Origin of the sequence: Halobacillus trueperi, assembly GCF_003386945.1 — a bacterium.
GTDB lineage: Bacteria > Bacillota > Bacilli > Bacillales > Halobacillaceae > Halobacillus > Halobacillus aidingensis.
The window spans coordinates 39,101-51,367 of record NZ_QUAE01000008.1 but is presented as its reverse complement, the minus strand read 5'-3'; the positions used below and the strand labels follow the sequence as shown (position 1 = coordinate 51,367).

The window sequence follows — 12,267 nt, the reverse complement described above, 5'->3', positions numbered from 1 at the left end:
TGTGATAAAATGACGATAGAATCAAGAGAGGATGAATGTTTTGAAAAAATTTGAAGAAAAAACATATGAAACCGAAACGATTTATAAAGGGAAAATTGTTCAATTGGATATCGACAGTGTTACTTTACCCGATGGGAATACATCTAAACGAGAATTGATCCGCCATCCTGGTGCTGTAGCTGTCATCGCAATTACTGAAGAAGGAAAGCTCGTTTGCGTGGAACAGTACAGAAAACCGATGGAGAAAAGCATCATCGAAATCCCTGCAGGCAAGCTTGAACCGGGCGAAGAACCGAAAACATGTGCGCTTAGGGAATTAGAAGAAGAGACGGGGTACACGTCCGATGACCTTGAATTCATTACATCTTTCTATACTTCTCCTGGGTTTGCCGATGAAATCGTTCACCTTTACTTTACGGACCAGATCAAACCGATGGAGGAGCAGCCGGACGGGGACGAGGACGAGTTCGTCGAACAAATAGAACTGACGGTGGAGGAAGCAGAAGCTTTGGAGAAAGAAGAGCGGATCCATGATGCGAAAACGGCCTATGCCATCCTTTATATGAAATTGAGAAATGCGAGATGATGGAGACGTTTTTCGTCGATCTACATATTCATATCGGCAGGGACTGGAACGGAAAGCCTGTGAAAATTACCGGTTCCAAATCGCTGACACTCTCGAATATTTTTAAAGAGGCAGCGAATCGAAAAGGGCTCGATATGGTCGGTGTCATCGATGCTCAAGCTCCTGCCGTGCAGGAAGAAATGATGGATCTGATCGATCGGGGTCAAGCCGTGGAATTAAAGGAAGGGGGCATCCGTTATAAAGATACGGTCCTCCTTCTAGGTTCTGAAATTGAAGTATATGATGCGGCTTGTTCCGGTCCCATCCATGTGCTCTGTTATTTTCCAACGATGAATCGAATGCGGGCGTTCTCCGCATGGCTTTCACAGAAGATGAAAAATGTAAATTTAAGCTCTCAACGTTTTTATGGCACCGCTCGCGAACTCCAGCAATATGTGAAAGAACATGATGGAATCTTTATTCCCGCTCATGTGTTCACTCCTTTTAAAAGCCTTTATGGAAAAGGGGTGAAGGAAACATTACGGGAAGTTCTTGATCCTGATAAAATCGATGCCGTAGAACTTGGGTTAAGTGCTGATACAAATATGGCTGATTTGATTGGGGAGCTAGAACCGTATACTTACGTGACCAATTCCGACGCTCATTCCTTAGGGAAGCTTGCCCGGGAGTATCAGCGAATGGCTTTAAAGGCATTGAATTTTGAAGAACTGCGCCTGGCTTTACACCAACAACAGGGAAGAAAAGTCCTTACCAATTATGGGATGAGTCCCGCCATGGGGAAATACCACCAGACCGTTTGTGCCAAATGTCTGTCGCCTGCTGAGGTTTCTGCTACTCAATGTGAAGCATGTGGATCCAAAAAAATCGTCAAAGGCGTGAAAGACCGTGTGGAGGAGTTGAAATCTAGTTCTCAGAAGAAAGAGAGACCTCCGTATATCTATCAAGTGCCTCTATCATCTCTCCCTGGAGTAGGGATGCGTACCTACGAGAAATTAATCGATGCTTTTGGTACCGAAATGGCCGTCATTCATGAGGTTTCTTGGAAAGAATTGACGACGGTCATTCCTGAACAAGTGGCTGAGCGGATCATAGCCATGAGAAAAGGGACACTCACCATTCAGGCGGGTGGGGGCGGACGTTATGGAAGAATTCAATAGAAACTGAGCTGGATTTGGTCTACTTTTTCCATCTCTCTCATAGATTGGTCATAGACCGGTGAAGAGAAAGGTGGATAAAAGATGCAGCAGGGTATGCGAATGGTTAAAAACGACGTTCAAACACATATGAATATTTTCGTGTTCATTTTCGTTCTATTTCTCATGGGGATGATTTTTGGGGCAGTCATTGTAAACAGTATGAACTTTGTCCAAAAGCAGGATCTCTTCTTCTATTTGAAGCAGTTCTTTGAGCAGCAGACGATGATCGGGGGAACGGGGAAGGCTACCCTGTGGAAAGATAGCGTTCTTTACCATCTCAAGTATATGCTTCTATTATTTTTGTTAGGAATCTCTGTCATCGGGATGCCGATCATCACGGTTTTACTTTTTATCAAAGGATTGGTGATCGGATTTTCCGTCGGTTTTCTAGTCAATCAGATGGGCTGGTACGGTTTGTTGATTTCGTCGGTTTCAATTGCCCCTCAAAATGTCATTATTATTCCTGTATATCTGATTGCAGGCTCTCTTGCTTTGATTTTTTCACTCACATTGTGTAAACAGCTGTTCATTCGTCGGGTTCACCAGCCGATCATGAAGGGCTTTCTAAGGTATAGTGCACTGTTCGGAGCATTGATTGCAATCCTGATGGTTTCTTCCGTTGTGGAAGTCTTTCTCAGCAACACTTTTTTGGAATATGTCTTGAAATGGATATACAAGTAAATGGTATCAGATAATAATGATTATCGTTAACAGATTAAAATAATTATAATTTGACACTCGTTCTGTCTCTGATTATAATGAAATTGGTATTACGAGGGAGGGACGAACGATATGGAACATCGTATAGATAGAATTAAAAAGCAGCTGCATTCCCAGAGTTATAAGCTGACCCCGCAGCGTGAAGCCACAGTACGGGTACTTTTGGAAAATGAAGAAGATCACTTAAGTGCGGAAGATGTTTACCTCCTCGTAAAAGAGAAAGCACCAGAAATTGGTCTAGCAACCGTCTATCGAACATTAGAATTACTATCAGAACTTAAAGTTGTCGATAAAATTAATTTCGGAGATGGCGTCTCCCGATATGACTTGAGAAAAGAAGGTGCCGAACACTTTCACCATCATCTCGTATGTATTGAGTGTGGATCTGTGGAAGAAATCGATGAAGATCTCTTAGGGGATGTAGAAAAAATCGTTGAAAGTCAGTGGGGTTTCGAAGTGAAAGATCACCGCTTGACATTCCACGGCATATGCCGTGTGTGCCAAAAACAGGCCGTAACGACATCATCTGCAAAATCAAACGAAGATTAAAAAAGACCGCCGCTATGAGGACATAGTGGCTTTTATTTTGTTTTCTATTCGTTCAGTAAAAGCAGAGGAAGAACTGTCCGGGCCGGCCTTTGTATGCGTTTTCTAAAATCTCTGACTCTTGTATTTTTATTTACAAATGAACGAAAATCGTGTACGTTAAACCTAGATGGGACTTGATCTGTTTTTTCAATGGCTCCGTCACCGTATTCTCTCACCATTCTACGTATATTTGTAGGGAATTTAGGCATATCCTTTACAAAAAGGTACGGAAGTGAGGGGAGTGCCAATGACTCGTTTGAAGAACAGTTTAAGAGATTTAATCAAAGTCCTGATTGTATTCACTGTTTGTACTTGCGTTTTTTATATGGCTTTACGAATGGTGCATGAAGAATACGAGCGCCAGCATCGATACGATCCGCCAGGTGGTACGGCAATTAAAGTCTATCAACCCCTGGAGCAACCATGGACGGATCGGCTGTCGATATTTTTTCGGTTAGGAGAGTAGATGGACGATGCAGCATGCGCTGGAAGATTTTTTTCATTATTTAACCGTAGAGCGCGGATTATCACCTAACACGATTCAATCTTATAAGCGGGATCTGTCTCAGTACGATCGATTCTTACAGCAGGAATTAGCAGTAAAAAGTTGGGATGAAATGACCCGCTCCCATATTATGAAGTACTTGCATCACCTCAATGACCAGGGACGTTCGTCAGCAACCATCGCACGGTTATTGTCATCCATTCGTCTTTTTCATCAATTCCTGATCCGGGAAAAGGTGACAGAGCACGATCCGAGCTTACATATAGAGACACCGAAGAAAGAAAGGAAGCTTCCGAAAGTGCTCTCTTCAGACGATGTGGACAAGTTGTTGAACATTCACGCCAAAGATCCGCTTTCGGCAAGGAATAAGGCGATGTTCGAAATGCTGTATGCCACTGGTCTAAGAGTGACGGAACTCGTTTCTCTCAAAGTGACGGATCTGCATTTGACGATGGGTTTTGTCCGTTGTCTAGGAAAGGGATCGAAAGAGAGGATCATTCCTCTCGGTGACATGGCCAAAGATGCGGTTGAAAATTATTTGCAAGTCGGTCGCGATGCTCTCGTGAAGCATAAACAGACCGAAGAGCTTTTCGTCAATCATCACGGAAATGCCTTATCCCGGCAAGGTTTTTGGAAGGTGTTGAAAGCGGTTGCTAGGGATATGGGCGTGAATAAAGAGTTGACGCCACATACGCTGCGCCATTCTTTCGCTACACACCTGTTGGAAAATGGAGCCGACCTGAGGGCTGTGCAGGAAATGCTTGGGCATGCAGACATCTCGACGACGCAAATCTATACCCATGTCTCGAAGACAAGGTTAAAAGACGTTTATCGCTCGTATCATCCACGGGCATAAACTCTTTTGTGTTTTAAGTTGTCTGACATCCTACATCTTATGAATGTGGGGTAGTTTTTCACGAATTTGGGAAATTAAACATTAGGAGGGATCTTTGATGAATTCATTCAAACGTGTATTTTTAGTAGTTATGGACTCTGTAGGAATAGGAGAAGCTCCGGACGCAGAAAAGTTCGATGATAAAGGAGCCCACACCCTGGGGCATATCGCAGAGCATATGAACGGGTTGGACATGCCGCATATGGGATCGCTTGGACTGAGCAACATTAGCCAGATCCAGGGGATTGATAAGGCGGAAAAACCGAAAGCGCATTACACAACGATGGTGGAAGCGTCGAACGGAAAAGATACGATGACCGGCCACTGGGAAATCATGGGCCTATATATCGACCAGCCTTTCCGTACATTCCCGGACGGCTTTCCAGATGAGCTCCTCGATCAGATCAAAGAAAAGACCGGTCGTGGCATTGTTGGAAATAAACCGGCCTCAGGGACGGAGATCCTTAAGGAATTAGGAGAACATCACATGGAAACGGGAGATTTGATCATTTACACTTCTGCCGATTCTGTCTTGCAGATTGCTGCCCATGAAGATGTCATTCCACCGGAAGAGCTTTATGAAATCTGTGAGTTCTGCCGTGAAATCACAAAAGATGAAAAATATATGGTCGGACGCGTCATTGCCCGCCCGTTCATCGGGGAACCGGGGGCATTTGAACGGACATCCAATCGTCATGACTATGCCTTGAAGCCATTTGGACGCACAGTCATGAACGAGATGGCTGATGAAGGACTAGATGTTGTCGCGATCGGCAAAATTTCTGATATTTATGACGGCGAAGGCGTAACAGAAGCGATCCGCACGAAAGACAATATGGATGGGATGGATCAGCTGGTGAAGACACTGGATAAAGATTTCACTGGCATGAGCTTCTTGAACCTGGTCGATTTCGATGCGAAATTTGGTCACCGTCGTGATCCACAAGGATATGGAGAAGCGCTACAGGATTATGATGCGCGCCTGCCTGAAGTGTTGGATAAGATGAACGATGATGATTTGCTGATTATCACAGCAGACCACGGCAATGACCCTGTCCACCACGGTACAGATCATACACGTGAACTTGTTCCATTGCTTGTCTATCACAATGGCATTAAAGAAGGGCAGGAACTTGACCAGCGCCAAACGTTTGCCGATATCGGTGCGACCGTTTCTGAAAACTTCTCGATCCAAATGCCTGAACACGGCAAGAGCTTTTTAAAAGATATTCAATAAGGGAGGAGAAACAAAATGAACCAAACACAAGTAAAAGAAGCTTCTCAATTCATTCAAGGAAAATTGACTCATGAACCAAGTGTCGGACTGATTCTAGGATCCGGCCTTGGTGTACTTGCGGAGGAAATTCAAAATCCGATAACCATTACTTATACGGAAATCCCTCACTTTCCTGAATCTACGGTTTCAGGACATAAAGGACAGCTGGTCGTTGGTGAATTAGAAGGACGACAAGTAATCGCGATGCAAGGTCGTTTCCACTATTATGAAGGTTACGATATGAAACAGGTGACTTTCCCAGTACGTGTAATGAAGGCTCTTGGTGTGGAAACACTATTCGTTACAAACGCTGCTGGTGGCATTAATGAAACCTTCAAACCGGGCAACTTGATGATCATCACCGACCATATCAACAATATGGGAGACAGCCCGCTGATCGGCCCGAATGATGAGGATCTTGGTCCACGTTTCCCTGATATGTCTGAAGCGTATGACCGCGCTTTGATCGATCATGCAAAACAGTCAGCCGAGCGTTTGAACCTTCAAGTACAGGAAGGGGTTTATGTAGGAAACACAGGACCTGCCTATGAGACAGGCGCAGAAGTACGTATGCTGCGTACACTCGGCGGAGATGCCGTAGGAATGTCCACAGTCCCAGAAGTGATGGTTGCCAACCACGCAGGAATCCGAGTGCTTGGTATCTCTTGTATTTCCAATATGGCTGCCGGAATCTTAGATCAGCCGCTTACCCATGATGAAGTCATCGAAACGACGGCTCAAGTGCGTGAAGATTTCCTAGGGTTCGTGAAAGAGCTTCTAAAAACATTACCAGCATAAAAAATCGAAAGCGTCTTGTGAGGCGCTTTCGCATTTAAACTTTTAAGTAAAGGGTGATCGAGATGAGAATGTACGACATTATTGTAAAAAAACGCGATGGCGGGGAACTGACGAAAGAAGAAATTGAATTCTTTGTTGAAGGTTATACAAAAGGAGAGATTCCTGACTATCAGGCATCTGCTTTCACGATGGCGATTTACTTCCAAGGCATGACTGCAGAAGAAACAGCTACGCTGACACAAGCGATGGTGGACTCTGGAGAAACCATCGACCTTTCAGCAATCGAAGGTAAGAAAGTCGATAAGCACTCCACAGGTGGCGTAGGCGATAAAGTAACATTCATCGTTGGACCACTCGTTGCTTCTGTCGGCATCCCTGTTGCTAAAATGTCCGGCCGCGGCCTTGGACATACAGGTGGAACGCTTGATAAATTAGAGTCCATCAAAGGCCTGGAAATTGAGATGACCAAAGAAAAATTCATTGAGAATGTCAATACACACAAGCTTGCGGTTGCAGGTCAAACTGGAAACCTGGCTCCTGCAGACAAAAAATTGTACGCTTTGAGAGACGTGACGGGGACCGTAAATTCCTTACCATTGATCGCTGGTTCTATCATGAGTAAGAAAATTGCATCAGGTGCAGACAGTATCGTCCTTGACGTGAAAACAGGTTCTGGGGCTTTTATGAAAACGCTTGAAGACTCTGAAGCTCTCGCTCGTGAGATGGTGAACATCGGAAACAACCTGGGTCGCAACACTGTAGCTGTCATTAGTGACATGAATCAGCCACTTGGCTATGAAGTCGGGAATGCGAATGAAATTAAAGAAGCGGCAGAAATTCTACAAGGGAAGAATGTAGAAGACTTACGTTTGCTTTCACTTGAAATCGCTTCCCATATGGCAGTGCTTGCTGAGAAGTTCTCTTCATATGAAGAAGCGTATGAAGCAATCGAAGCCAATATTGAAAACGGGAAAGCCTTCCAATCCCTTCGCACACTCATTGAGGCTCAGGGTGGAGACGTTTCTATGATTGATGAACTGGATCGTTTACCAAGAGCAGCTCATGAAATTGAAGTCACAGCTGATCAAGATGGTTTCGTATCTGCTATTGATGCAGAATCCATTGGTATCGCCGCCATGTATCTAGGAGCAGGCCGTGCGACGAAAGATGATGAAATCAATCATGGAGTCGGAATCAGCCTTAAGAAGAAAATCGGCGATCCTGTCAAAGCAGGGGAAGCTCTTGTCGTATTAATCAGTGATGATGAGCAACCGAACGATTCTATCCAAAAGGTAAAAGAAGCTTACACCATTTCTGGTGAAAAAGTCGAGAAACCAACACTGATTCATAACATCATTAAATAAGATTTTGAACTTAGAAAAGAAGCGAACCATCTACACCCGTAGGTCGGTTCGCTTCTTTTTTTGTCTATCCAGGCATGGGATTGTGGAGAAGAACAATAAAATGCGAAGGGGGGATTGGATATTCATAAACAGGGCGGTTCATGATATTATTTTTGTAGAAGGGGGCGAATGCATGATTCGGTTTTTGGAGTTGCTCGTCGTGCTGGCCGCTCTTGTCCTTGTCTTGTCCAATTGGTTTTTTTCATTGAATGTAAGCTTTGACCTCGTAGCACTTGTGTTGTCTCTTTTATATTTTTTTACGGGCATTCATTATCTAAGAGACGATCGCGTCATCAGAGGAACGGTCATTCTCGTAGTTTCTTCCATGATGGCCTTTATTTTTATCGAAAGTTTCATACCCATTACATAGGGAGGGGAAGACATGGATCAATGTGTATTATGCTCACCAGAAGCGGATAAAGAACAGAAAATCATTTTTGAAAACACCTCCTGCTACTTTGTTCAAAAAGATCAACGTATATTAAAGGGCTCAGGGTTGATCGTACCTAAATCACATAAAACAACCGTATTTGACCTTTCCAGAGAGGAATGGATCGATACGCAGGAAATGATTCAACAAGTTAAAAGCTGGCTTGATGAAACACTTAAACCGGACGGATACAACATCGGTTATAACTGTTACAAAACAGGTGGGCAGCATATCTTCCATGCTCACATGCACATCATCCCCCGCTTCCAGGACGAACCCCACGCCGGCAAAGGCATCCGCCACTGGCTCAAACAAGAAGAAAACAAACGTCACATCTAAAACACGACCTGCCCAGGTTGTGTTTTTTGCTTTCTCCTACACCTGTTTTATTCCAATATCGCTCTCTTTTCTTGAAGACTCAGTTCCGAGACTTTTGTTGAGTGGATGGGGGCTGCGGGGAATGGCTCGCTTTTTGCGGGTGCGCGGTGAGCACACACCGCGTATCCTTAAAGGAAGCCTTGTCTAGTTGAAATAAAGAATGATGATTCCTGGCCATGGATACGGGGTCAGGGAAACGACGATTTGCAGTGTTTTGGACCAGTCAGTAGAAAGACACACACGTTCATGTCTCCATACGGTTTTCATGCGGACGTTTCCCAGACCCTGTTTCCTCGCTTTATTCGTGCAGGACCTTTGGTTAAAACGACTCTAAAATAGCGTGGGTGAGCAGCTCTTCATTACAGAACTCGTCAGGTTACTGTTAGAGGGGATTTCGAAAACCTCATTTAGCAGAGGGGCGGAGGGAAACGGTGAGACTCCTATGGGGTGTGCGGGACAGCTGAGACCCCACAGAGCGAAGCTCGAGGAGGCTCAGCGCCCGCCCCATGGAAAGCGAACCGTTTCCCGCAGCCACTAGAATCACACAAACATCTCGAAATCGAGTCTTTTTAAGGTGAATGGCTTATCGGGTTATGTATAGAAGATGATGGTAAGGGAAAGCTAGGGGCACTTAAAGCAATGGGAGGTTTAGGTTATGAAAAAAATGATGGGTGTGTGTCTCGCTCTTTGTTTAGTTGTCTCACTTTTTCCGTTAAACATGACTTTTGCAGAAGAAAGGGATTCAACTGAGATCGTCAATTCGGCGAAGTCGGCGATATTGATGGAGAAGAACAGCGGGATGACGCTTTATGATAAGGATTCAAATAAAAAGCTGCCCCCTGCGAGTATGACGAAGGTCATGACGCTGTTGTTGATCATGGAAGAACTCGATAAAGGCGGCATCAAGCTGGATGAAAAAGTCCGAATCAGTGAACACGCCGCTTCTATGGGAGGTTCTCAAATTTTCCTTGAAGCTGGCGAAGAGATGACCGTTGAAGATTTGCTCAAAGGGATTGCTGTTGCATCTGGAAATGATGCGAGTGTCGCTATGGCTGAACGGATTGCCGGAAGTGAAAAAGAGTTTGTCGCTCAAATGAACCAAAAAGCAAAAGATCTCGGTTTGAAGAATACACAATTCCAAAACCCAACAGGTCTGCCGGCTGAAGGTCATTACAGTACGGCTCATGATATGGCGGTCATGGCAAGAGAACTGCTGCTTCATGATGAAGTGACCACGTACACAAAAATTTATGATGATTATTTACGTAAAGGACAGGACAATGAATTTTGGTTAGTCAACACGAACAAGTTAATTAAGAATTATCCAGGAATGGACGGACTGAAAACAGGTTATACAAGTGAGGCGAAATATTGTCTCACGGCCTCTGCTAAGCGCGATGATATGCATATGATCGCCGTCGTGATGGGAGCAGAAAATCCGAAAATGAGGAACTCGGATGTGACAAGTCTTTTGGATTATGGTTTCAGTCAGTATGAGGGTGTCAAACTCTATTCGAAGGATGACACGATGAAAACCATGAAGATTACAAGAGGGAATCCTCTTGAGTTGAACCTTTCCCCTGAAAAAGATGTCGTCGTTTTGAAGAAGAAAAATGATAAGAAGAGTAAATATGAAACAGAGCTGAAAGTAGCGGAGAAATCAGACCTTCCATTGGAAAAAGGGGCCCATATGGGATGGGTGATCGTGAAGAATGGGGATCAGGAAGTAGCTAAGGTTCGTCTGGAAACGGTCGAAACCGTGGAAAAAGCAGGTTTTCCTGCCCTATGGCAGCGTTCGTGGAAGAATTTGACGAGCTTTCAGAGGTTTTAGCATTTTCTCACTAGTTATGTTTTTGAGCAGGAAATGACAGCGAAAAGTACGAAAAGACATAGTGACTCTTATAAAGTCAGAGGAGGTAATTCACTTGAGTCTTCAAGTTAATTTTGCTGTCAGAGAGAATGTTTTGCTCGTTCGATTAAATGGAGAGCTGGATCATCACGAAGCCACAACTCTTCGGGAAGCTTGGCAGAAGGAGCTCGCGAACAACGGTGTCGAACATGTGATTGTCAATTTACAAAAATTGTCCTTCATGGATAGTTCAGGCCTTGGTGTGATGCTCGGTCGTTATAAAGAGGTACAAGCAAAAGGGAACGAAATGGTGCTTTGCTCGATTTCGCCTGAGGTTCGGAGATTGTTCGATATGTCGGGAATGTTCAAAATCATGAAGCTCGTGGATGATGAGGCATCCGCGCTTGAGATGTTGGGGGTGGCATCATGCGAAATGAAATGACGCTGGAGTTTACGAGTGTGAGTGAAAATGAATCCCTTGCCCGTGTATCTGTTGCCGCTTTTGTCAGTCAAATCAATCCGACGATGGAGGAGCTTACGGATATTAAAACCGTCGTCTCTGAAGCGGTCACGAATGCCATTATTCATGGTTACGAAGAGAAAAATGATGAAAAAGTCATGCTTACTTGCGCCATTGATGACGGAGAAATCGAACTGATCATTCAGGATCGCGGTCAGGGTATTGAGAATATCGATATTGCGAAAGAACCGCTATACACGTCTAAACCGGAATGGGAACGCTCGGGAATGGGTTTTACCATCATGGAGAATTTCATGGATCGCGTAGACATTACATCAGAGCCCGGGGTCGGAACGACGATCCGAATGACGAAGCAGTTAACGTCAACCCGCGCTTTGTGCAATTGAGGCGCCGCCTATGAGCGATACGACAAAAGAACGTCTGTCCGACAAAGATGTCAAAGAGCTGATCAAAAAGAGTCAGGCGGGCGATCAAGAGGCGAGGGACTATTTGGTAGAAAGAAACACCCGTCTCGTATGGTCGGTCGTCCAGCGATATCTCAGGCGTGGATACGATCAGGATGATCTGTATCAAATCGGCTGTATCGGCCTGCTCAAATCGATCGACAAATTCGACTTGAGTTATGATGTGCGTTTTTCTACGTATGCCGTACCGATGATCATCGGTGAAATCCAGAGGTTTATCCGGGATGATGGCAGTGTGAAAGTGAGCCGGAGTTTGAAAGAACTGAATCATAAAGTCCGTGCCAAGAAAGAAGAGCTGTTAAAAGAATACGGACGCTCTCCGACGGTTAATGAGCTTGCTGATGCGTTAGGGCTTACAAGGGAAGAAATCGTCCAGGCGGAGGAAGTTGGACGAACCCCTCAGTCCATTTATGAAACGGTATATGAAAACGAAGGCGACCCGATTACACTTGTCGACCAGATTGCCGAAGAGGAAAGCAACTGGTTTGACCACCTGACCCTCCAGGATGTGATGAGTAAACTGGACAAAAGGGAGCGGCTCATCATCTACTTACGTTATTACAAGGATCAAACGCAAACCGAAGTGGCGGAACGTTTAGGCATATCGCAAGTGCAAGTATCGCGGTTGGAAAAGAAAATCCTTGCTGATATGAAGGAAACGATGAATGATACAAGCTGAGGGCTGTACCTAAAATGGT

16 protein-coding genes are annotated in these 12,267 nt (G+C 44.7%); 15 read left to right on the top strand and 1 reads right to left on the bottom strand.

The window, feature by feature from the left end:
- The first annotated feature begins 40 nt into the window (after positions 1-40).
- The 11 genes from DYE48_RS11505 to DYE48_RS11455 all read left to right on the top strand — a co-directional run bounded on the left by DYE48_RS11505 (position 41) and on the right by DYE48_RS11455 (position 8,736).
- Positions 41-586 (top strand): NUDIX hydrolase, encoded by a 546-nt coding sequence (locus tag DYE48_RS11505; RefSeq protein WP_089654073.1) that lies wholly within the window; start codon positions 41-43, stop codon positions 584-586.
- Positions 586-1,743, top strand: coding sequence for an endonuclease Q family protein (locus tag DYE48_RS11500; RefSeq protein WP_115823855.1), 1,158 nt, complete (start codon positions 586-588; stop codon positions 1,741-1,743). The genes DYE48_RS11505 and DYE48_RS11500 overlap by 1 nt, the downstream gene beginning before the upstream one ends.
- A gap of 81 nt (positions 1,744-1,824) precedes the next feature.
- Positions 1,825-2,463: a stage II sporulation protein M gene (spoIIM, locus tag DYE48_RS11495; RefSeq protein ID WP_089654072.1), complete on the top strand. Its 639-nt coding sequence runs from the start codon at positions 1,825-1,827 to the stop codon at positions 2,461-2,463.
- A gap of 111 nt (positions 2,464-2,574) precedes the next feature.
- Complete coding sequence (gene fur, locus DYE48_RS11490; RefSeq protein ID WP_089654071.1) at positions 2,575-3,051, top strand: ferric iron uptake transcriptional regulator; 477 nt, start codon at positions 2,575-2,577, stop codon at positions 3,049-3,051.
- A gap of 286 nt (positions 3,052-3,337) precedes the next feature.
- On the top strand, positions 3,338-3,556 hold the full coding sequence (locus tag DYE48_RS11485; RefSeq protein ID WP_089654070.1) for a DUF4227 family protein: 219 nt from the start codon (positions 3,338-3,340) through the stop codon (positions 3,554-3,556).
- Between the two features lie 7 nt (positions 3,557-3,563).
- Complete coding sequence (gene xerD, locus DYE48_RS11480; protein ID WP_115823755.1) at positions 3,564-4,451, top strand: site-specific tyrosine recombinase XerD; 888 nt, start codon at positions 3,564-3,566, stop codon at positions 4,449-4,451.
- A gap of 97 nt (positions 4,452-4,548) precedes the next feature.
- Complete coding sequence (deoB, locus tag DYE48_RS11475) at positions 4,549-5,727, top strand: phosphopentomutase (protein ID WP_115823754.1); 1,179 nt, start codon at positions 4,549-4,551, stop codon at positions 5,725-5,727.
- Positions 5,728-5,742: 15 nt separating this feature from the next.
- Positions 5,743-6,564, top strand: coding sequence for a purine-nucleoside phosphorylase (locus DYE48_RS11470; protein WP_115823753.1), 822 nt, complete (start codon positions 5,743-5,745; stop codon positions 6,562-6,564).
- Between the two features lie 62 nt (positions 6,565-6,626).
- Positions 6,627-7,928: a pyrimidine-nucleoside phosphorylase gene (locus DYE48_RS11465; protein ID WP_115823752.1), complete on the top strand. Its 1,302-nt coding sequence runs from the start codon at positions 6,627-6,629 to the stop codon at positions 7,926-7,928.
- Between the two features lie 172 nt (positions 7,929-8,100).
- Complete coding sequence (locus DYE48_RS11460) at positions 8,101-8,337, top strand: hypothetical protein (RefSeq protein WP_115823751.1); 237 nt, start codon at positions 8,101-8,103, stop codon at positions 8,335-8,337.
- Positions 8,338-8,349: 12 nt separating this feature from the next.
- On the top strand, positions 8,350-8,736 hold the full coding sequence (locus DYE48_RS11455; protein ID WP_115823750.1) for an HIT family protein: 387 nt from the start codon (positions 8,350-8,352) through the stop codon (positions 8,734-8,736).
- Between the two features lie 183 nt (positions 8,737-8,919).
- Here DYE48_RS11455 and DYE48_RS21490 read toward each other — a convergent pair whose 3' ends face one another.
- Entirely contained in the window at positions 8,920-9,042 is a 123-nt protein-coding gene (locus DYE48_RS21490; protein ID WP_279629298.1) for a hypothetical protein, read from the bottom strand.
- A 388-nt stretch (positions 9,043-9,430) separates the two neighbouring features.
- Here DYE48_RS21490 and DYE48_RS11450 point away from each other — a divergent pair, with 388 nt between their 5' ends.
- From DYE48_RS11450 to sigF, 4 genes are all read left to right on the top strand, one after another.
- Complete coding sequence (locus DYE48_RS11450) at positions 9,431-10,606, top strand: D-alanyl-D-alanine carboxypeptidase family protein (protein ID WP_115823749.1); 1,176 nt, start codon at positions 9,431-9,433, stop codon at positions 10,604-10,606.
- A gap of 94 nt (positions 10,607-10,700) precedes the next feature.
- Positions 10,701-11,066, top strand: coding sequence for an anti-sigma F factor antagonist (gene spoIIAA, locus DYE48_RS11445; protein WP_089654062.1), 366 nt, complete (start codon positions 10,701-10,703; stop codon positions 11,064-11,066).
- The gene (spoIIAB, locus tag DYE48_RS11440; protein ID WP_089654061.1) at positions 11,051-11,491 is read left to right on the top strand and encodes an anti-sigma F factor; all 441 of its coding nucleotides are present in this window, start codon (positions 11,051-11,053) and stop codon (positions 11,489-11,491) included. Before spoIIAA ends, spoIIAB begins: the two co-directional genes overlap by 16 nt.
- Positions 11,492-11,501: 10 nt before the next feature.
- Positions 11,502-12,248, top strand: coding sequence for an RNA polymerase sporulation sigma factor SigF (gene sigF, locus DYE48_RS11435; RefSeq protein WP_115823748.1), 747 nt, complete (start codon positions 11,502-11,504; stop codon positions 12,246-12,248).
- The last annotated feature ends 19 nt before the right edge of the window (positions 12,249-12,267 follow it).